The sequence below is a fragment of the uncultured Phycicoccus sp. genome, from assembly GCF_947495705.1.
Lineage (GTDB): Bacteria > Actinomycetota > Actinomycetes > Actinomycetales > Dermatophilaceae > Phycicoccus.
Map to the genome: position 1 here is coordinate 72545 of NZ_CANLZR010000005.1, position 21010 is coordinate 93554.

Consider the following 21010-nt stretch of genomic DNA (forward strand, 5'->3'; position numbering starts at 1 on the left):
TCGCCTCACCCGGGAAGCGTTCCCGGGTGAGGTGATGGGTTCTCGGGTGAAGCGGCGCGTCAGGACCAAGCGGCGCGTCAGGACCAAGCGGCGCGTCAGGACCCGGCGCGGTCGGCGTCGCGACGCCCGCCGGTGACCCGCTCGGCGTCCAGGACGCCGTCGACCTTCTGGACCGCCCGGATGACGTGCCCGAGGTGCCCGGGGTCGCCCATCTCGAAGGTGAACCGCAGGATCGCGACCCGGTCCCGTGACGTCTGCACCGACGCGGACAGGATGTTGACCCCGTGGTCGGAGATGACCCGGGTGACGTCCGAGAGCAGGCGCGACCGGTCGAGGGCCTCGACCTGGAGCTGGACGAGGAACAGGCTGCCGGAGGTCGGCGCCCACTCGACCTCGATGATCTTCTCGGGCTGCGCGAGGAGCGAGGAGGCGTTCGTGCAGTCGCGGCGGTGCACCGAGACCCCGTTGCCGCGGGTGACGAAGCCGAGGATCTCGTCACCGGGGACGGGCGTGCAGCAGCGGGCGAGCTTGACCCACACGTCCGACATGTCCTTGACGACGACCCCGGGGTCACCGGAGCGCCGGGACGTCGGCCGGGTGAGCACCGGGGAGGCCGCCTCGGCGATGTCCTCGCTCGCGCCGTCCTCGCCGCCCATGGAGGCCACGAGCCGCGCCACGACGTGCTGGGCGGAGACGTGCCCCTCCCCCACGGCGGCGTAGAGCGCGTCGATCCCGGGGTAGCGCAGCTCCTCGGCGACGCCGGTGAGCGACTCGACCGAGGTCATCCGCTGCAGGGGCAGGCCCTGCTTGCGCATGACCTTCGCGAGGGCGTCCTTGCCCTCCTCGATCATCTCCTCGCGGCGTTCCTTGGTGAACCAGTGCTTGATCTTGTTGCGGGCGCGCGCCGAGCGGACGAAGTTGAGCCAGTCGCGGGAGGGCCCGGCCGAGTCGGCCTTGGAGGTGAGGACCTCGACGACGTCGCCGTTGTCGAGCCGGCTCTCGAGCGGGACGAGCCGGCCGTTGACGCGGGCGCCGATGCAGTGGTGGCCGACCTCGGTGTGCACCGCGTAGGCGAAGTCGACCGGGGTGGCGCCGGCGGGCAGGCCGACGAGCTGGCCCTTGGGGGTGAAGACGTAGACCTCGCTCGCCGTGATCTCGAAGCGCAGCGACTCCAGGAACTCGCCCGGGTCGGAGGTCTCCTTCTGCCAGTCGAGCAGCTGGCGCAGCCACGCCATGTCGTTGACCGGCCCGGTCTGCCCGTCGCGCACCTGGGCACCCGGAGTGGCACCGGCGCCCTTGGTGGCCGGGTCCTCCTTGTACTTCCAGTGCGCCGCGACGCCGTACTCGGCGCGCCGGTGCATCGTGTGGGTGCGGATCTGGATCTCGACGGCCTTGCCGCCCGGGCCGATGACCGTCGTGTGCAGCGACTGGTACATGTTGAATTTCGGCATCGCGATGTAGTCCTTGAACCGCCCCGGGACGGGGTTCCATCGCGCGTGGAGGGCGCCGAGCGCCGCGTAGCAGTCGCGCACCGTGTCGACGAGCACGCGGACCGCGACGAGGTCGTAGATCTGCTCGAAGTCGCGGCCGCCGACGATCATCTTCTGGTAGACGGAGTAGTAGTGCTTGGGCCGCCCGGTGACGGTGGCCTTGATCTTCGCCGCCCGCAGGTCGGCGCCGACCTCGTCGCGGACCCCGGCGAGGTACTCCTCGCGGGCGGGGGCACGCTCGGCGACGAGCCGGACGATCTCGTCGTACACCTTGGGGTACAGGGCCTGGAAGGACAGGTCCTCGAGCTCCCACTTGATGGTGTTCATGCCGAGCCGGTGCGCGAGCGGCGCGTAGATCTCGAGGGTCTCCTTGGCCTTGCGCTGGGCGCTCTCCTGGGAGACGTACCGCCAGGTGCGGGCGTTGTGGAGCCGGTCGGCGAGCTTGATGACGAGGACCCGGATGTCGCGGGCCATCGCGACGACCATCTTGCGCACGGTCTCGGCCTGGGCGGCCTGGCCGTAGGTGACCTTGTCGAGCTTGGTCACCCCGTCGACGAGCATCGCGATCTCCTCGCCGAAGTCGCGGCGGAGGGCCTCGAGGCTGTACGCCGTGTCCTCGACGGTGTCGTGGAGGAGCGCCGCGGCCAGGGTGGTGGGCGTCATGCCGAGCTCGGCGAGGATCGTGGTGACGGCGAGCGGGTGCGTGATGTAGTCGTCGCCGCTGCGGCGCTTCTGGCCCTCGTGCGCGCGCTCGGCCACGGCGTACGCCCGCTCGACGAGGGCGATGTCGGCCTTGGGATGGGTCGTGCGGACCACCTGGAGCAGCGGTTCGAGCACGGGGTTGGTGGGCGGCTTGTTGCGCCCGACGCGCGAGAGCGCAGCCCGGGCCCTGGCCCGGGACCCCGCTCCGGTGGGGGTTCCCCCGGCAGCGGCGGTCGTCACGTTCTCCGCCATGAAGGGAGTCTAGTCGCGGGTCAGTCCACCCGATGCAGCGACCGGACCGGGCGGCCGGCCAGGCGCTCACGGCCGCCGAGGAAGGCCAGCTCGACGATGCAGTCGAACCCGACGACCTCCGCCCCGACCCGCTCGAGCAGCTCCCAGGCCGCCAGCGCGGTCCCCCCGGTGGCGAGGACGTCGTCGACGAGCACGACCCGGGCCCCGGCGCCGACGGCGTCGGCGTGCACCTCGATGGTCGCCGAGCCGTACTCGAGGTCGTAGGAGGCGGCGACGGTGTCGCCCGGCAGCTTGCCCGCCTTGCGGACCGGGACGAAGCCGACCCCCATGGCGTGCGCCAGGGCCGCACCCACGACGAAGCCGCGAGCCTCGACGCCCGCGACGAGGTCGACCTCGCCTCGACGGCCCGTCGCGAGGGCCGCGACGACGGCACCGAACGCGACGGGGTCGGCCAGCAGCGGCGTGATGTCCTTGAAGACCACGCCCGGCTGCGGGAAGTCGGCGATGTCGCGCAGCGACCGGCCGACGACGCCGGAAACGTCGTCAGTGGGCGGTGTCATCGCCCGCCTAGCGCTTGGACTTCGGGGGGCGTGTCGGCTGGTTGCGCGGGCCACGGGAGGCGTACTGGTGGACGGCCCGCCCGGTGAGGGTGGACCCCTCCTCGCGCTCGGCCGGCTGGCCCGTCCCGACGCCCGCGCCCGCGGGCGCGTTCTCCCCAGCTCTCGCGCCCCGCTCCTTGGCCATCCTGGCCTGGTACCGGGCGGACCGCTTGTCGAGCTCGAGGACCGCGGGGTCGTTGCGGCGCAGCGTGACGAGGAACGGGGTGGCGATGAAGATCGAGGAGTACGCGCCGACGAGGATGCCGACGAACAGCACGAGCGAGAGGTCGAGCAGCACGCCCGGGCCGAGGAAGATCGACCCGACGACGAGCACCGCCGTGATCGGCAGCAGGCCGATGACGGTGGTGTTGATCGACCGGACGATGGTCTGGTTGACGGCGAGGTTCGCGGCCTGCGCGTAGCTCATCCGCCCGTTCGCGAACGCCTCCGTCGTGTTCTCACGCACCTTGTCGAAGACGACGACCGTGTCGTACAGGCTGTAGCCGAGCACGGTGAGGAAGCCGATCAGTGTGGCTGGCGACACCTCGAAGCCGCTCAGCGCGTAGACGCCGACGGTGATGAACAGGTCGTGCGCCAGCGCGAAGAGCGCCGCCATCGCCATCTTCCAGTTGCGGAAGTAGATGCTGAGCAGCACGACGACCGCGATGAGGAAGATGACCAGCGCTCGCAACGCCTGCTGGCTCACCGACGCACCCCACGACGGGCCGATGAAGGTCGCGCTGACGTCCTGGGTGGGCACGTCGAACGCCTCGGCGAGCGAGGCGCGCACGTCCTGGCTGTCGGTGTCCGAGAGGCGCTCGGTCTGGACCCGGACCGTGTCGTTGCCGACGAGGGTGACATTGACGCCGCGCTGGTCCTCGGCGGCCCCGACGGCCTGCCGGGCGGTCTGCTCGTAGTCCTGCGGGGCGACGCTCGTGGCGACCCGGAACTCCGAGCCGCCCCGGAACTCCAGCCCGAGGTTGAGCTGCTGGACCGCCAGGCCCAGCATCGCCACGAGGAAGAGGACGACGGAGCCGGCGTAGAAGCGGCGGCGGTGGGCGACGACGGGGACCGAGCGCCGGCCGGTGTAGAGGTCGTTGCCGAGGTCGGAGAAGCTGCGGCTCATGCCCGGCTCCCTTCGGGCTCGCGGACGGAGGAGGGCGGGGTCGTCTCGAACCTCCCGCGGCCGAGGTACCGGGTCGTGGTCGACCCGAGACGGCGCGGGTCCAGACCGGACCAGGGGTGGCCCTCACGGAAGAACTTGCGGCGTGCCAGCAGCGTGAGCATCGGGTGGGTGAACCAGAAGACGATGAGCACGTCGATGATCGTCGTGAGGCCGAGGGTGAACGCGAAGCCCCGCACGCTCGAGCTCGCGAGCACGTAGAGGACGATCGCGGCCAGGAAGTTGACGGCGTCGGCGATGAGGACGGTCCGCTTGGCCCGCGCCCATCCCGTCTGCACGGCGCTCTCGAGCGAGCGGCCCTCGCGCAGCTCGTCCCGGACCCGCTCGAAGTAGACGATGAACGAGTCCGCGGTGAAGCCGATGGCGACGATGAGGCCGGTGACGCCCGCCATGTCGAGGCGGTAGTTCTGCGCCCAGCCGAGCACCGTGATGGTGAGGTAGGTGAGGAGGCCCGCGACGAGGATCGAGGCGATCGTCACGAACCCGAGCGCCCGGTACTGGAGCAGCGAGTACACGACGACGAGCAGCATGCCGAAGAGACCGGCGATGACGCCGTAGCGCAGCTGCTCGCTGCCGAGGGTGGGGCTGATGTCGACGCTCGACTGCTCCTCGAAGGACAGCGGCAGGGCGCCGAACTTCAGCTGGTCGGCGAGGGCGCGCGCCGACTCGAGGGTGAAGCTGCCCGTGATGCTCGCCTGGCCGTTGGGGATCGCCTCGTTGAACTGGGGGGCCACGATGACCCGCGAGTCGAGTGTGGCGGCCAGCTGGTTCTGCGGCGAGGGCAGCGGCACCATCTTGCGGCTGATGTCGGCGTACTGGCGGCTGCCCTCGCCGTTGAAGGACAGGGCGATCTCGACGGTGCCGGTGACGGCGCCCTGCTGGTTGGCCTGGTAGCCGGCGGTGGCGTCGTCGATCTTGTCGCCGGAGACGACGACCGGCCCGAGGATGAACTTCGCCGTGCCGGTGTCGTCACACGTGACGAGCGGGGCCTCGGGGTCGTCCTGGAGGTTCTCCAGGGCCGTGGGGTCCGAGCAGTCGAGCTCGGTGAAGCGCTGCTCGATCTCGGGGGTGATCCAGGCGAGGTCGGTGGCGTCAGTGGGCGTCGCGCCGTCGCCACCGGTGGCCGACGGGGGCGGGCTGGCCGTCGCGGACGGGCTCGGCGACGGGGACTCGGCAGTCAGCACCTCGTTGACGGCGCTGTTACTCGTCGAGGTGGGGCTCGGGGCCGGGGACGCGGACGACTCCGCGCTCGCCGACGGGCTCGGGCCGGCGCTGGGCTCCTCGGACGGCGACGGGCTCGGCTCCGGCTGCGGGACGCCGTCGGCCACGGCCAGGACCGGCCGGAACTGCATCTGGGAGGACTTGCTGATCGCGTCGCGGACCTGCTGCGTCGGGATCTCGGGGATGCTCACGACGATGTTGCGGTCGCCCTGGGTCGTCACCTCGGCGCCGGAGACGCCGTTGGAGTCGACGCGCTGGACGATGATGTCGCGCGCCTGGTTCAGCTGCTCGGCCGACACGCTCTGGCCCGAGTTGCTCTTCGGCTCGAGGATGATCTGGGTCCCGCCCTCGAGGTCGAGCCCGAGCTTGGGGGCGGCCTGCCCGTCGCTCCACACGATCGACCCGGTGAGCAGCCCGCCGAGGGTGACGGTGAGGACGGTCAGGGCGATGAGCGCCCGCCGCGCCAGGACCTTGGGGGCCGTCGCCGCCATCAGACGACCTCGGTGGCGCGCATACCGACCGCGCGGCGGTCGAAGCGCAGCGTGACGCCGTTGCCCACGTCGAGGGTGGCGACCGCGTCGTCCAGGGCCGTGATGGTCCCGTACAGCCCCGAGGTGGTCACGACCTCGTCACCGACCTCGAGCGACGCCTGGAGGGTCTGGACCTGCTTGGCCCGCTGCCGCTGGGTGAAGAACAGCCAGAGGATGAGGAGGAACGGCAGTCCCAGGATGAGGAGGTAGGCGAGGCCGGAGCCGGAGCCGTCAGACATCGGAGTTGGTCCTTCTGATGCGGGTGGTCCCGCGGTGGCGGGCAGTGGTGCGGCCCGGATGGTTCCCCGGGCCGAGGCCCCACTGTAGGCGAGAGCCGGACACGTCACCAACGAAGGAGAGCGGCCTGTCGTGCCCGGTCTCGTGCCCCGGACGGCCCCGGCACCCGAGGCGCTCAGGCTCCGAAGCGCCCGGGGCCCTCGTCCTCGAGCGGCAGCGCTGCCTGCTGGGCCGCCTGCGGCGGCACCTGGAGGCCGAGATGACGCCAGGCCGCCGCCGTGGCCGCGCGCCCGCGGGGGGTGCGCTGCATGTAGCCCTCGCGCACGAGGTAGGGCTCGGCGACGGTCTCGACGGTGTCGGCCTCCTCCCCGACGGCGACGGCGAGCGTGGAGAGGCCGACGGGGCCGCCGCCGAAGCGGCGGCACAGGGCCTCGAGCACCGCGCGGTCGAGCCGGTCGAGGCCGGCCTCGTCGACGTCGAAGAGCGCGAGGGCCTCGCGAGCGGCGAACCGGTCGACGACGTCCTCGCCGTGCACCTGGGCCCAGTCGCGCACCCGTCGCAGCAGCCGGTTCGCGATGCGCGGGGTCCCCCGGGAGCGGCCCGCGACCTCGGCGACCCCCGGCTCGTCGGCGTGGACCCCGAGGAGGCCGGCGGACCGATGCAGGATCGTGATGAGGTCGTCGACCTCGTAGAAGTCGAGGTGACCGGTGAAGCCGAAGCGGTCGCGCAGGGGCGCCGGCAGCAGCCCGGCACGGGTCGTGGCGCCGACGACGGTGAACGGGGGCAGCTCGAGCGGGATGGCCGTGGCTCCCGGCCCCTTGCCCACGATGACGTCGACCCGGAAGTCCTCCATCGCGAGGTAGAGCATCTCCTCGGCGGACCGGCTCATCCGGTGGATCTCGTCGAGGAACAGCACCTCGCCCTCGTCGAGCGAGGACAGCACCGCCGCGAGGTCGCCGGCATGCTGGATGGCCGGCCCGCTCGTGATGCGGATCGGGCGCTCGAGCTCGGCGGCGACGATCATCGCCAGGGTCGTCTTGCCGAGCCCGGGAGGCCCCGAGAGCAGGACGTGGTCCGGGGGGCTGCCGCGGCGGCGGGCCGCCTCGAGGACGAGGCCCAGCTGCTGGCGGACCCGCTGCTGGCCCGGGAACTCCGCGAGGCGCCGGGGGCGCAGGGCCGCCTCGACGACGCGCTCGTCGTCGGTGCCGCTCGGGTCGACCACCCGCGCGGTGGCGTCGAGCGAGCCGTCGGCCTCGCGCAGCTCGCTGCGGAAGCCGTCGGGCTGGGCGGCCGTCATCGGCGCATCTCCCGCAGCGCCAGCCGCAGGCGGGTGGCGACATCGGCATCGGCGGGCGCCGTGTCGGCGACCCGCTCGACGGCGTCGGCGGCCTGCTTGGCGCTCCACCCGAGGCCGACCAGGGCCTCGGCGACCTGCTCACGCCACGGCTCCCCGACCGGAGCGGGCGGCACCCGGCCGGTGCCGGGCCCGCTGCCGTGGATGGCCGCCACCTTGTCCTTGAGCTCGAGGACCAGCCGCTGGGCGGACTTGGCGCCGATGCCCGGGATGGCCGTGAGGGCCTTGGTGTCGCCGGTCGTGAGCGCCGCCGCGAGCTCGCCGGGACCCATGACCGAGAGCATCGCGAGGGCGAGCCGGGGGCCGACCCCCGAGACGGTCTGCACGGTCTCGAACATGTCCCGCTCCGAGGCGGCTGAGAAGCCGTACAGCGTCAGGGAGTCCTCGCGGACGACGAGGGTCGTCGCGAGAGTTGCCTCGCGGCCGCGGTGGCACGCCGCCGCGGTGGCCGGGGTCGTGTGCACGAGCATCCCGACGCCACCGACCTCGACGACCACGTGGTCGAGCCCGACGTGCCCGACCGGGCCGCGCACCGAGGCGATCATCGGCCGGGCCCCTCGACGAGCGCCGCGAGCCGGGCGGTCTGCGCGCCGCGCCAGGCGTGACAGATGGCCAGGGCCAGCGCGTCGGCGGCGTCCGCGGGCTTGGGCGCGGCGCCGAGCCCGAGGATGCGGGCGACCATCGCCGCGACCTGCGCCTTGTCGGCGCGCCCGGAGCCCGTCACGGCGGCCTTGACCTCGGTGGGGGTGTGGAAGACGACGGGGATCCCGCGCCGCGCCGCGCTGAGGAGGGCGACCGCGGTCGCGTGGGCCGTCGTCATGACGCTCGCGACGTTGACGTCGGCGAAGACCCGCTCGACGGCGACGACCTCGGGCGCGAAGCGGTCGAGCCAGGCCCCCATCTCCTGCTCGAGATAGAGGAGCCGCTCCCCCGGGTCGGCGCCTCCGGGGGTGCGGACCACCCCGACGGCCACCATCGAGGCCCGGCCGGGTCGGCCGTCGATGACCCCGAGACCGCACCGGGTGAGGCCGGGGTCGACGCCGAGGACGCGCACGCTGGACTCCTGCGAAGTGGGTTAGAACACCTGTTCGGAGGACACGCTACACATCGGACGCGGGCCTGCCGGGCAGCAACACGCGGGACGGCGCCGCTCCCCCGCTTCCCACTCCTGGGGCGTGCTACTCGTCGTTCTCGAGCTCGGCGAGGACCGCGTCGGGGATGTCGCCGTTGGCGTAGACGTCCTGGACGTCGTCGGAGTCCTCGAGCGCCTCGATGACCCGGATCATCTTCTTGGCCCCGTCGAGGTCGAGCGGGATCTGGAGGTTGGGGACCCACGACGCCTCGGCCGAGTCGTAGTCGACGCCGGCCTCCTGCAGCGCGGTGCGCACCGCGACGAAGTCGGTGGCCTCCGAGACGATCTCCCAGGTGTCGCCGTTGTCGTTGACCTCCTCGGCGCCGGCCTCGAGAACGATCTCGAGCAGCTCGTCCTCGGACTTCTCGCTCTTGGGGACCACGACCACGCCGCGGCGGTCGAAGACGTAGGACACCGACCCCGGGTCGGCGAGCTGGCCGCCGTTGCGGGTGAGGGCGGTGCGGACCTCGGCCGCGGCCCGGTTGCGGTTGTCGGTGAGGCACTCGATGAGCACCGCCACCCCGCCGGGCGCGTACCCCTCGTACGTGATGGTCTCCCAGTCGGCGCCACCCGCGGTGGCGCCGGAGCCGCGCTTGACCGCGTTGTCGATGTTGTTGTTGGGGACCGAGGACTTCTTCGCCTTTTGGATGGCGTCGTAGAGGGTCGGGTTGCCGGCGGGGTCCCCACCGCCCTGCCGGGCCGCGACCTCGATGTTCTTGATGAGCTTGGCGAAGAGCTTGCCGCGCTTGGCGTCGATCGCCGCCTTCTTGTGCTTGGTGGTCGCCCACTTGGAGTGGCCGCTCATGAACGCTCCCTCAGACTCTGTCTCACGATGTCGACGAACAGCTGGTGCACCCGGTGGTCACCGGTCACCTCCGGGTGGAAGGAGGTGACCAGCAGGTTCCGCTGACGCGCGGCGACGATCCTACCCGCGGCCGGGCCGTCCTCGACCCGGGCGAGGATCTCGACGGCCTCCCCCGCCTCCTCGACCCAGGGGGCCCGGATGAACACCGCGCGCACCGGCTCGCCGCCGAGCTCGCGGATGTGGAGGTCCTCCTCGAAGGAGTCGACCTGCCGACCGAAGGCGTTCCGGCGCACGAGGATGTCCATCCCGCCGAGCGTCTGCTGGCCCACCGCCCCGTCGGCGAGGCGGTCGGCGAGCAGGATCATCCCGGCGCACGAGCCGTAGACGGGCAGGCCGTCGGCGATGCGCTCCCGCAGCGGTTGCTGGAGGTCGAAGGCCCGCACGAGCTTGTCGATGGTCGTCGACTCCCCACCGGGGAGGACGAGCCCGTCCACGGCGGCGACCTCCGACGGGCGGCGTACCCGCACCGCCTGCGCGCCGCCGGCCTCGAGCGCGACGAGGTGCTCGCGCACGTCTCCCTGGACGGCGAGCACACCGATGGTGGGGGTCGTGGTCACGGGCACCGATGCTACGGGCGCGCACCGCCTACCCTCACGCAGGTGCCTTCCCTCGTGACGGTCCGCCCGCGACGCCCGACCGACCTGCCCGTCCTGCGCGAGCTCCTCGCGGCCCAGCAGGCCGGGTCGGGGTACCCGGTGCGGTGGCCGCTGCCGTTCCCGGTCGAGGAGTTCCTCGTGCGGCCTGGCGAGCTCGGCGGGTGGGTCGCGCTCGTCGGCACCCGCGTCGTCGGTCACGTGGCGCTCCTGGAGGTGCGACCCGGCTGGGAGGCGGACGGCTGGGCCGCCGGCACCGGCCGGCCGCCGGAACGGCTCGCGGCCGTCGCCGTCCTCTTCGTGGCACCGGGCCACGGCGGGCGAGGCATCGGCACCCGGCTGCTCGACACCGCGGTGGCGCGGGCCCGCCACCTCGGCCGGCTGCCCGTGCTCGACGTCGTGCAGGAGCACTCGATCGCGGCGGACCTCTATCGGCGCCGCGGCTGGACGGTGGTGGGCGAGGCACGCCCGCCCTGGCTGCCGCCGGACCGCCGCCCGGTGCTGCTCATGGCCCTCGACGGGCCACCCGGCTGACGGCCCGACCCCCTGCGGGCGGGCCGTCAGCCGGGACGTCACCAGACCCAGACGTCGTCCAGCCAGATCGTCGTCCCGGGCGCCTGCGTCGCGGGTGCGGCCAGGGTGAGCCGCATCGTGCTCGCGCCCGCCGGGACCGCCAGGGTGCCGCTGATCTTGCTCACCGTCCCGTCGATCTTGCTCACCGACGAGCCGATCTTGCTCACCGACGCGTCGATCTTGCTCACCACGACGTCCACGGAGTCGATCTTGCTGACGACCGACCCGGTCTTGTCGAGGAAGGTGACCGCCACGGCCGGCGTCCCGTCGACCGCCGTGAGGGCCAGGTCGTACGTCGTCCCGCCCTCGACGGGGACGTCGGAGCGCCACGCCCCGCCGGTGAGACCGCCCGTGACGCCGACCGCGTCGGTGCCGTCGCTCGCCCGGTCCCCGGAGGTGTCGTACGCCGTGCCACCGGAGCCCGTCCAGCCGTCGGGAGCCGCGCCGCCGGCCGACGCCTCGTACGAGCCGTTGGTCACCCGGTTGCCCCGCACGGTGATGGTGCGGGTCAGGCTGTTGTCGGTCTCGTCCGATTCCGAAACGGCGTCCTGCGGGTCGACGTCGACCCGGATCTTCCGGTCGCCGTTGACCCCTCGGGTGTCCCAGGCGAGCGTGACGACCCGGCTCGCGCCGGCCGCCACCTTCACCGGAGCGGTGGTCCCGAGGACGGTGCTCCCGTCGAGGACCTTGACGGCGACGCCGTCGGCGTCCGCCGAGCCGGCGTTCTCGACCGTGACCGACAGGGTCGTCTGCTTCCGCTCGGGCTGGGCGCTCTCGACCGCCGTCGGACGCAGCTGGGCCTTCGCGGCCGGCCGGCCGTCCCCCTGCGGGTTGACGGTGAAGTAGAAGACCTGACCGGCCTCGACGAGCTTGGGCGCCGAGGTGTTGGCCGCGGTCTGCGGCACGCCCCGGGCGGCGAGGGCCGCGTTGCGGGCGGCGTACTCGGCGTGCAGGTAGTCCCCGGCGCGGAACAGCGTCCCGGCCTGGGCGCGCCAGTCCTTCATCCGCGCGAAGTCCGCCGACCACGCCGACGAGGGCGAGGTCCGGCCGCCGGCGGCCTCCTTCGCGAGCCGGTCGCCGAGAGCCTCCTGGGCGCCGATGAGGTACTCGGCGACGTGCCCGCGCTGGAGGTTGTCCTGGTCCTCGACCTCGTAGGGCCGGTAGGACATGGCGTACGTCGTCGGCGCCGCCGACACGTCGTACATCCAGCCCAGGCCACTCCAGTAGCACTCCCACTTACCGGCCTGCGGGTGACCCGCCGGGCAGCGGTCCACGCCGTACGAGCCGTCGTGCGGGTGGGACAGGCCGAGGTTGTGCGCGGCCTCGTGCTCGATCGTGTAGCTGAACCCGCCACCGCTGTCCTGGGTGGGCAGCGAGGCGTCGGTGAGCGAGCGCTTCGACCCGGGCGCGTCGCCCGGCTGCACGCCGGGGTAGTGGGAGTCGCTGGACTTGAAGCGGTCGTTGACGTTGTTCATCACGCCCCAGGCCTCACCGTCCTCGGTGCCCACCGCGATGCCCCCGACGATCGCCGGCAGGGCCCACGTGTAGGCCTTCTCGAAGACGACGTTGATGGCCGGGATCGTGTTGACCCCGTCGACCTGGTCGGCGATGCCGTCGGGGTTGGCGTCGATGAAGTCGCGGAACGACTCGTGCGAGACCGCGCCGTCGTAGCCGGGCCCCAGACCAGAGCCCGTGGCCTTGGCCTTCTCGAGCGCCTCCTGCACGGCCTCGAGGTCGACGGTCTTGTCGCCGTACGTCACCTCGTGGTCGTGGTCGTGGCCGTCCTCGTGCAGCGGCTCGGGGACGAGCTCGGTGCCGTCGTTGGTGACGACGTGGTGCGAGGGGGCCGGCAGGTCCTCGTACTTCGGGGAGGTGTCGAGCACCTCGCCGGTGGGGAGGTTGTTCGTCGGGTCGTAGAGCGGGATCGTCTCGCCCTTGCGCCCGACCCAGCGGGCGTACGGGGTGGCCGAGGACAGCCAGCGCAGGGTGTCGTCCTGCTGGGTGCCGCCGGACACGTCGCCGATCTTGTACAGCTTGTCCATGTCGGTCCACCACGACCCGTACCAGGGCGCGTTGGTGAGTGCCCCGTTCACCCACTGCGGGCGGGAGTAGAAGTCGGTCCAGTTGGACACGGCGAGCCAGTACGTGTCGCCCCGCGGGATCGGCCGGTAGAGGTAGCCGGCGGTCGAGCGGAAGAACAGGCCGTAGGCGACGTCACGGGCCAGGCGCGGCATCATCCGGCACGGCGTCGTGTTGTTGTACGGCAGGTCCATCCCGGCGATCTTCGTGCCGTCGGTGGCGCAGGTGTCGCCCGACTGCTTCCACAAGGGGTCGGCCGTGTAGTGCCACACCGGCGGGTCGCCGTGCGGGTAGTCGCTCGACATCCCGAGGCCCTTGCCGGCCCACGTCGCGGACTCGAAGTCGTTGGGCGCCGCGCCCAGGTCGATGAAGTGGAACCGATAGCGGCCACCCCAGGTGCGGCCGAAGTCGATGCCGTCCCAGTCACCGGTGTCGGGGTCGGTGATCCGCCAGGAGCCGCCGTCCTCGACCGCCTTGGGGACGATGGCCCCGTCGATCACCTTGTCGGTGCCGTAGGTGTGGTACGCGCCGGGACGGAAGTAGTCCTTGGCGTACCCGGGGGTGAAGGTGTCCAGGAAGAAGAACGACGAGCCCTGGTTGGGGCCCTGCGGCATCCGGTCCAGGTTGAGGCCCGACTTGTCGTAGTACGGGTCGTGGTAGGCCCCGGCGTCGGGGTTGACCACGGCCGGGGAGGAGCACTCGCCGGTCTCGAGGTTCGTGAACGCGCACGCCCAGCGGTCGTCGTAGCGCGTCTCGAAGATCCAGTCCTCGACCGCGTACGCGTCGACGAGGTCGGTCTTCGTGGGGTCGGCGACCTTGTAGGAGAGGTCGCCGTCCTTGGCCGCGACGCGCAGCGCGCCGTAGGCCTGGTCGTACTTGACCTGGTTGGCGGTGCGGGTGGTGCCGCCGTGGTAGGTCTGGGCCTTGGCGGTGGCGTTCTCCGCGACCTGGAAGAGCGCCTTGGCGTACTCCTCGGACGCGGCGAGCACCGAGATGTCGTAGCGGTAGGTCATGCCCTCGAAGTAGGGCGTGCCGTTGACATGGTCCTTGTTCCAGTTGAGCAGCCCCGCCCCCACCTGGGTCAGCTCGCCGGAGGCCGTCGTCTTCGTCGCGACGGTCGGCTTGTACGTGTCGGGTGTCCACTCCCGGAGCTCGGCGACCTCCGCCGCGGTCGGCGTCCGACCGACGAACACCACGTTGAGGGGGTAGTCGACGACGAGCTCGTCCTCGACGGCCTTGCGGGTCTCGGGGTAGAGCATCCCCGTCGGGACGGCGGTCCCGGTGAGGGTGGCGGTGCCCGAGTACGTCGACCCGGCCGTCGTGTAGGGCACGACCCGCACGGTGTAGGTGCCCGGCGCCAGCGTCCCGAGGTCGACCTTCTCGGACGTCGTGTTGCCGGCGGCGCTCGACCCGATCTGGCGTCCCGCGGAGTCGTCGACGTAGAGGTCGTAGTCGTCGGCGGAGGACGCCCATGCGATCGCGACCTCGACGCCGCCCCGGTGGCTGCTCCAGTAGTCGGCCGGGATGGTCAGCTCGACGGCGTGCGTGTCACACGTCGTCGCGGTGCAGGTGCTCGGGTCGAGGACGGCTCCGGTGTACGGGCCCCCCGACCACTGCGCCGTCGCCGTGTCACCGCTGGTGGGGGCGGCGAGGGTCGACGAGGCCGGCGTCGACGCCCCGGCACCGCCGGCGGCGACGAGGGTCGCGGCCACGCAGGCGAGGGTCGAGACGGCCACCATCCGGGGGGTGATGGATCGCATGGGCTTCCTCCAGGACAAGGGGCACCGACGGGGTGGGGGCGCCCGGGGACAAGCCAAGCCCTTCGGCGTCGTCCGTGCGCCCGTAGAAACTGCCGATATCCTCGGCACGTGACCGTGACCCCGCCCTCCCGACCAGGGCGGACGGCACCCCCGACCCGGCGACGCCGGGTGTCGTCGAGGTCCGCCTTCGCCTCCTTCGCCACCGTCGTTTCCGCTCCCCTCGTGCCGGTGCTGCGCCAGGCGGAGCGGCTCGGCCTCGCCGGCGAGACCCGGGCCGCCCTGGACCTGCTCGTCGAGACCGCGGCCGCGCTGCCGGACGACGGCCCCGACGGGGACCGGGTCGCGATCGGTGAGCTCGCCATCGTCGTGTCCGCCTGGGGCAGCGAGCTCCTCGACGCCCACCCATTCCTCGAGCGCCTCGCGGCGGAGGTCCGCGAGCCGGGGGCCCGCGGAGCGCTCCTGTTCAGCCGGGGCCGGGCGGGCACGGCGCAGGAGACCCCGGAGATCCTCACCCGGGCACTCGCCGAGTTCCGGCTGGCGGGCGACATCCGCGGGCAGGCCGTGACCCTCGGCGAGCTGTGCTGGCCCCGCGAGGACGGGCTGGGGGCGGAGTACCGCGTCACCGTCGGCCGGGAGGGTCTGGCCCTCGCGCGACGGACCGGCGACCCGTGGGCCATCGCCTTCTGCGCGGGTCGCCTCGCCGGCTGTGAGACCTACCTCGACCGCCCCGACGCCCTGGAGCACTGGCGCGAGGCGGCCGAGGTGCTGCCGTCGAGCCCGGACGCGGTGACCGCCGAGATCGCCAGCCTCAACCAGTTCAACTGGGCCCACACGGCGTACGGGCACGGTGACTACGCGCTGGCCGCCCGGGTGGCCCGCGAGGGCAAGCTGCTGGCACACGGCGCGACGTGGGCCCGCAAGTTCGCCGCTGTCGAGGCGCTCGTCCACTGGCGCACCGGCGACCTCGAGGCGGCGGTCGCGTCGGCTCGCACCGCGCGCGCCGGACGCCCGCAGATGGCCACCGGCATGGCGGGCATCGTCCTGGCGGCGGTCGGGCTGGAGCGGGAGGGGCACCCGGACACCCGGGTGCTCGAGGACGCGCTCGGGCTCATCGAGTTCGACGAGCAGATGCTGTGGCTGGGCCTCGCCGTCCGGGCGGCCCTGCGTGACGCCCGGCGGGAGCCGAACCCGCTGCGGGAGGTCGTCGCGGCACTCGAGCAGGCGGCCCGGATGCAGGTGCGGTTCGGCTGGGAGGACCTCGTCCTCCTCGTCGCCCGCGCCGACCGCACCGTCGGCGCGTCCGCGGCCGCGACCATCGAGGGCCTGTGGCCCGGCAACCCCCGCGGGCAGGCCGTGCGGATGGCCGTCGAGGGGCTCCTCCTCGGCGCCGAGGGGTACTCGCTGCTCCTCGAGTCGGCCGAGCGCTTCGCCGCGCTCCCGGAGCCGCTGAGCGCGGCCCAGGTCCTGCACGACGCCGCCCAGGTGGCGCCCGACACCGCCACCGGGAACACCCTGCGCCGGCGCGCGATCGCGGTGTTCAGCGCCCACGGAGCCGACCGGTCGCTGGCCGCCGTGCTGCGGGACCGGCGCCTGCACCGCGGGCCGGACCTGCCGCCGGTGCCGCAGAGCCAGCGTCTCGTCGCCACCGCCGGGCTGACCCGGCGGGAGCGCGAGGTGGCCACGCTCGCGGCACAGGGGCTGACCGCCCAGGAGATCGCCGACCAGCTGCACATCTCGCTCGGGACCGCCCGCACCCACATCCTGCGGGTGCGGGAGAAGTTCGGCGGCGTCCCGAAGCGCAAGCTCGCCCAGCTCCTGGCCGAGGGTGGCTGAGGGGTCCGGCCGCTCAGGGGCGGGCCACGACGTAGACGTTGAACGGGTCCTGCTCGAGCTCGTGCACGGTGACCCGCTCGAAGCCCGCCTCCCGGATCATCCGCTCGGCGAGCTGGACGCCCCAGACGGTGCCGAGACCGTCGCCGCCCTGCCCGAGGGAGACGCTCATGCAGTGCAGGGTGGACACTGCGTAGAGGAAGGCGCCCCACGGCAGATCGGCGTTGTCCTCGAGCCGGCTCGAGGCGTTGATGTCGACCATGAGGAACGTCCCGTCCGCGCGCAGGGCCCGGCGAACCGCTCCCAGGACGGTGGCGGGGTGGGCCTGGTCGTGGACGGTGTCGAAGGCGGTGACGAGGTCCCACCGGCCCTCGGGCAGCGTGGCGACGTCGTGCTCGGCGAAGGTGACGTTCGTCAGGCCCCACGCGGAGGCCTCGGCCCGGGCGGCCTGCAGCGCCTCGGCGCTGAGGTCGTACCCGGTGAGCCGGCTCGCGGGGTACGCCCGGCCCAGGAGGTTCACGGCGTGTCCCTCACCGCACCCGATGTCGAGGACGTCGATCCCGGCCCGGAGGCGTTCCGTCAGCCCGGTGAGGGGGACGATCGCGTCCAGGAGGGCGACGTCGTGCACCGCCCCGGAGTCCTCGGCCTGGACGTCGTGGAAGCCCGGGTAGTCCTCGTAGCGGAGGCCGCCGCCGGTGCGGAAGCAGGCGGTGATCCTGGGCGCCACCGCCCCCATGAGCGAGACGATCCGCATCGTGCGGGCGAGGTTGTCCGGGCCGGGCCCCGTGACGAGGGGCCCGACCTCCTCGCGGAGCGCGTACGTGCCCGCGGTCGGGTCGTACCCGACGAGCCCGCCGCACACGACGCCGCCGAGCCACTCGCGGACGTAGCGCTCGTCGAGGCCGGCCGCGTCGGCGATCTGGCGGCTCGTCGCCGGGGGCAGTGTCACGAGGGTCTCGAAGAGCCCGGTGTCGTACCCGATGCCGAGGAGGACGGCGACGGAGCCGTCCTCGAGCACCTGCACGAGGCGGTCGGCGGCAGCGGTGTCGCTGACGGGCGGCCCGGCTGCGGGCCCGGTGACGGCCGTCGTGGTCCTGGTCGTGGTCGTGGTGGTCATGGCGTGCTCCTCTCGGCGGCGGGCGAAGGCCCGATGCCTCGCACGCTAGGAGCCCGGGCCGGCCGCGCGCGTCGGCCGGATCGTGCATCCCGGCCGAGCCGTCATGGGCCCTTCGGTGCAGGACCCTCCGCCTCGATGCCGCGTCGCCGGGCCCAGGCGGCCGCCGCCGTGCGCCCGGAGACGCCGATCTTGAGGTAGATGTTCGCGAGATGACGGCTCACCGTCTTCTCGCTGATGACGAGCGCGTGGGCCACCTCCCGGTTGCTCGCCCCGTCCAGGACGCACCGGAGGACCTCGACCTCACGCTCGGTCAGGCCGCCGGGAGGTCGCTGTGGCGCGAGCCGGGCGACGTCGGGGGCCGCCCCCAGCCGGTCGTAGATCGCGGCGGCCGTGGCGCGCTCGACCGCCGCGAGGTCGACGCGGCCGAGGCCGTCCGCTGCCTGGGCCATCAGCTCGTGCACCCGGGCCAGGGCGTACCGGGACCGCTGCGCCCGGTAGGTCGTGGCGGCGTCCTCGAGCAGGCGCAGGGCCCGGGCCCACTCCCGGTCGGCCAGGAGGAGGCAGGCGCGGGCCTGGTGCGCCCATGCCCGGAGCCCGGGCCCGGGGTACCGGGCGGCGGTGTCCTCCAGCTCGGCGCACGCGGTCTCGGCCTGCGCCCGGTCCCCGGCCCGGGTTGCGATCTCGACCGTCGCGAGGAGCAGCCGGGCCCGCCCGAGCCGGGTGGTCTCCGCCGCAGCCGCCCGCAGGCCCGCCAGCGCCTCGGCGCGCTGGCCCGCCTCCTCCTCGAGGTACGCGGCCCCGGGCTGCGGACTGACCGACAGGTCGGCGGCGTGGGCGTACGCCCGGCGGGCCCCGGTGACGTCGCCGCGGAGCCGGAGGACGTCGCCGAGCTCGCGGTACCCCTCGCCCGCCACCCACCCGTGCGACCCGACGAGGGAGCGGCTGCGCTCGCCGACCTCCTGCTCGACGACGTCCCAGCTGCCCTCGGCGGCGAGCAGCTGGAGCTGGTGGACGCGGGTGACCCCGACATAGAGGAAGGTCCGTGACAGGGCCGACGCCCAGCGGTCCAGCGCGTCGGTCCAGGCCCGCATCCGGGCGAGGTCGCCGAGCTCGTGGCACAGGTGGACCACGGTGCAGTGGACGTCGCCGGCCCACTGCGGGGGCAGCCCGTCGGAGATGACCGCGAGCATGGCCTCGTCCAGGTCGCCGAACCCCTCCTCGGTCCGCCCGGCCCGCAGGGACGTCAGACCTGACAGGACGAGGGCGAGCGCACCGACCGCCTCGTCGTCGAGCCGCTGCGCCAGTCCACCGAGCATCTCGGCGGCCCGAGCAGCCGGACCGTCGTCGTCGTCGACCTCGATCGCCAGCCCGCTCTCGAGGTAGGCGAGGTAGCCCACGGCGGGGCACTCCCCGACGTCCCGCAGGGTGCGCCGGGCCCGGTTGAGCCAGGCCCTGCCGATGACGAGGTCCCCCTCGGTCGTCCACGACAGCGCGAGCTCGAGGGCGACCATGGCGGCCGCGTGCGTGTCTCCCGCGTCGGCGCGAACTCGGTAGACGTCGGCGGCGACGTCGCGGAACGCCGCGGAGTCCCCCAGCCACCAGGCACTGCGGGCGAGGAGGTCCAGGTCGTCGGGCCCGAGACCCGCCTCGGCGCGCTCACGCTCGAGCAGCGCGCGGGCCGCCGACCAGTCCCCGTCGGCGGACGCCTCGCGTGCCCGCTCGACCGCGACGGACCCCATCGGCGCCTCCTGGGGGGAGGTTACGCCGGAGCCGCCGCTGCCGGAAGCCGTCTCGCAGCCGGCGCCGGTGTCCGCGCGTTCAGGTGCAGACCTGGTCCCGGCCACGCTCCTTCGCCCGGTAGAGCGCCCGGTCGGCCGCGTGGCGGAGCGCATCGAGATCCTCGAGGTCGCCCAGGGCGACGCCGATGCTGACCGTCACGTGCAGCCCCGTGGCGAGATCGGCCCAGTAGTCGCCGCGCACCATCTCGACGAGCTGGGCGCACCGCCGTTCCGCGACCTCGAGATGGTCGGTGTCCAAAAGCAGGAGGAACTCGTCGCCGCCCCAGCGCGCGACGATGTCGGTCCCCCGGACGATCATCCGCAGGGAGGCGGCCACCCGGACGAGCACCTCGTCGCCGACCTCGTGACCGTAGGTGTCGTTGACCGTCTTGAAGTGGTCGACGTCCACGAGCACGAGCGTGGCGGCGTCGCGGTGACCTCCGTGCGCGCCTCCGAGGAGCGCATCGATGTGCGCGGCGAGCCCACGGCGGTTGGCGACCCCGGTCAGGGCGTCGCGCTCGGCGGCGACCCGGAGGCGCGCGTGCTCTGCGGTCATCTGGGCGTTCTCGATGAGCGACTCCATCGCCTCGGCGGCCGCGAGCCGGGCCTCCTGCCGGCGGCCGGCCAGCTCACGGGCCACCCGCAGGCCGGCGGTCTCGTGCCCGACCTCGGCGGCCTCCAGCTCGGCGTCCCGGGTCAGGGCCAGCAGGTACAGCTCGGGCTGCCGCACCCGGTCCCAGGCCTCGACGGCGCGGGCGGCGTGTCGACGCGCGCTCGCGAGGTCCGGGTCGCCGAAGGCGGCGGCCAGCTCGAGGTGGGTGGCGTACTCGGCGCCGGCCGGGTCGGCCGCCGGCCGCGGGCTCCCCTCGGGCGGAGGCACGATGGCGTCCACGAGGTTCTCGAAGATGTGGAGGTCCTGCCGCCAGCCCTCGGGCAGCAGGTCGACCGGCACGCGGTGGATGGCCTCCCGGGCCCGCGCCCCGAGCTCCGCCAGGGACGCGTCGTCGCCCAGCTGCCGCGTCACGCACAGGCGGCGCAGCTCGATCTCGGCCCGGTTGTACATCGCCGTCGCGTGACGCCAGGCGTCGCCGTCGGCCTGGAGGAAGGTCGTGGAGGCGGCGGTGTGCTCCAGGGCGAGGTCCCACATGTCCCGCTCCAGGTAGCCCGTCGCGCACTCGACGTGGGCCGACGCGAGCATGTCGTGGACCGGCGGGGGGTCACGCAGGAGCACCGTCGCCAGGGCGAGGTCGCGGTCCGCGGCGAGGCGCGGCCGGTTGTCCTGAACGGCGTCGGTCGCCCCCATCGCCAGCGCCAGCGCCTCCCAGACGCGGTCGCCCTCGCTCCGGGCGCGTTCGAGGAGCCTGGTCCAGGCGGTGCGGCCGTCGATGGAGGTGTCGTAGCTCGAGGCGAGGACCCGGACGTACTCGGCGACCATGGCGACGTCGGCCCACCCGTGCGCGTCCGCCACCCCCACCGCGGTGTCGAGCCACTCCGTGTCCACCGAGCCGGGCGTCTGCGCGGGAAGGATGAGTGACCTGACCTCGTCCAGCAGGTCCTGATGCTCCCCCGAGCGCGGCCGGGACGTCTGCTGCGTCACCGTCATCGCGATAGTCATGGCTGGAGTGTGGAGCGCCTCGGCGCCCGGTGTGGGCCGGTTCGCGAGAACTCGCACCCTTCGGACGAGGGCGCCCACCCGTGCGGTCCACCCGGCCCGG

Annotated in this window: 16 protein-coding genes; 2 read left to right on the plus strand and 14 right to left on the minus strand. The window is 73.3% G+C overall.

The window, feature by feature from the left end:
- Positions 1 to 95: 95 nt before the first annotated feature.
- From Q0963_RS08980 to pdxT, 10 genes are all read right to left on the minus strand, one after another.
- Entirely contained in the window at positions 96 to 2444 is a 2349-nt protein-coding gene (locus Q0963_RS08980; RefSeq protein WP_299445084.1) for a bifunctional (p)ppGpp synthetase/guanosine-3',5'-bis(diphosphate) 3'-pyrophosphohydrolase, read from the minus strand.
- Between the two features lie 20 nt (positions 2445 to 2464).
- Positions 2465 to 3004, minus strand: coding sequence for an adenine phosphoribosyltransferase (locus Q0963_RS08985; RefSeq protein ID WP_299445085.1), 540 nt, complete (start codon positions 3002 to 3004; stop codon positions 2465 to 2467).
- A 7-nt stretch (positions 3005 to 3011) separates the two neighbouring features.
- Positions 3012 to 4169: a protein translocase subunit SecF gene (gene secF / locus Q0963_RS08990; protein ID WP_299445086.1), complete on the minus strand. Its 1158-nt coding sequence runs from the start codon at positions 4167 to 4169 to the stop codon at positions 3012 to 3014.
- Complete coding sequence (gene secD / locus Q0963_RS08995; RefSeq protein WP_299445087.1) at positions 4166 to 5938, minus strand: protein translocase subunit SecD; 1773 nt, start codon at positions 5936 to 5938, stop codon at positions 4166 to 4168. Before secD ends, secF begins: the two co-directional genes overlap by 4 nt.
- A complete protein-coding gene (gene yajC, locus Q0963_RS09000; protein ID WP_299445088.1) occupies positions 5938 to 6216 on the minus strand; it encodes a preprotein translocase subunit YajC in 279 nt (92 codons plus the stop codon). The genes secD and yajC overlap by 1 nt, the downstream gene beginning before the upstream one ends.
- A 173-nt stretch (positions 6217 to 6389) precedes the next feature.
- Positions 6390 to 7511: a Holliday junction branch migration DNA helicase RuvB gene (gene ruvB / locus Q0963_RS09005; protein ID WP_299445089.1), complete on the minus strand. Its 1122-nt coding sequence runs from the start codon at positions 7509 to 7511 to the stop codon at positions 6390 to 6392.
- Positions 7508 to 8113, minus strand: a complete 606-nt coding sequence (ruvA, locus tag Q0963_RS09010; protein WP_299445090.1) for a Holliday junction branch migration protein RuvA — start codon at positions 8111 to 8113, stop codon at positions 7508 to 7510. Before ruvA ends, ruvB begins: the two co-directional genes overlap by 4 nt.
- Positions 8110 to 8622 (minus strand): crossover junction endodeoxyribonuclease RuvC, encoded by a 513-nt coding sequence (gene ruvC, locus Q0963_RS09015; protein ID WP_299445091.1) that lies wholly within the window; start codon positions 8620 to 8622, stop codon positions 8110 to 8112. Before ruvC ends, ruvA begins: the two co-directional genes overlap by 4 nt.
- Before the next feature lie 124 nt (positions 8623 to 8746).
- Positions 8747 to 9505 (minus strand): YebC/PmpR family DNA-binding transcriptional regulator, encoded by a 759-nt coding sequence (locus tag Q0963_RS09020; RefSeq protein ID WP_299445092.1) that lies wholly within the window; start codon positions 9503 to 9505, stop codon positions 8747 to 8749.
- Positions 9502 to 10122 (minus strand): pyridoxal 5'-phosphate synthase glutaminase subunit PdxT, encoded by a 621-nt coding sequence (pdxT, locus tag Q0963_RS09025; RefSeq protein WP_299445093.1) that lies wholly within the window; start codon positions 10120 to 10122, stop codon positions 9502 to 9504. The genes Q0963_RS09020 and pdxT overlap by 4 nt, the downstream gene beginning before the upstream one ends.
- Before the next feature lie 42 nt (positions 10123 to 10164).
- Between pdxT and Q0963_RS09030 the strand changes: the two genes are divergently transcribed.
- Positions 10165 to 10692: a GNAT family N-acetyltransferase gene (locus tag Q0963_RS09030; RefSeq protein ID WP_299445094.1), complete on the plus strand. Its 528-nt coding sequence runs from the start codon at positions 10165 to 10167 to the stop codon at positions 10690 to 10692.
- A gap of 38 nt (positions 10693 to 10730) precedes the next feature.
- Here Q0963_RS09030 and Q0963_RS09035 read toward each other — a convergent pair whose 3' ends face one another.
- A complete protein-coding gene (locus Q0963_RS09035) occupies positions 10731 to 14570 on the minus strand; it encodes a CARDB domain-containing protein (RefSeq protein ID WP_299445095.1) in 3840 nt (1279 codons plus the stop codon).
- 228 nt (positions 14571 to 14798) lie between these two features.
- Between Q0963_RS09035 and Q0963_RS09040 the strand changes: the two genes are divergently transcribed.
- Positions 14799 to 16403, plus strand: coding sequence for a LuxR family transcriptional regulator (locus Q0963_RS09040; protein ID WP_299445096.1), 1605 nt, complete (start codon positions 14799 to 14801; stop codon positions 16401 to 16403).
- Positions 16404 to 16416: 13 nt separating this feature from the next.
- Here Q0963_RS09040 and Q0963_RS09045 read toward each other — a convergent pair whose 3' ends face one another.
- From Q0963_RS09045 to Q0963_RS09055, 3 genes are all read right to left on the minus strand, one after another.
- Complete coding sequence (locus Q0963_RS09045; protein WP_299445097.1) at positions 16417 to 17517, minus strand: class I SAM-dependent methyltransferase; 1101 nt, start codon at positions 17515 to 17517, stop codon at positions 16417 to 16419.
- 101 nt (positions 17518 to 17618) lie between these two features.
- Positions 17619 to 19256, minus strand: coding sequence for a LuxR C-terminal-related transcriptional regulator (locus Q0963_RS09050; RefSeq protein ID WP_299445098.1), 1638 nt, complete (start codon positions 19254 to 19256; stop codon positions 17619 to 17621).
- Positions 19257 to 19335: 79 nt separating this feature from the next.
- Positions 19336 to 20910 (minus strand): GGDEF domain-containing protein, encoded by a 1575-nt coding sequence (locus Q0963_RS09055; RefSeq protein ID WP_299445099.1) that lies wholly within the window; start codon positions 20908 to 20910, stop codon positions 19336 to 19338.
- Positions 20911 to 21010 lie beyond the last annotated feature (100 nt).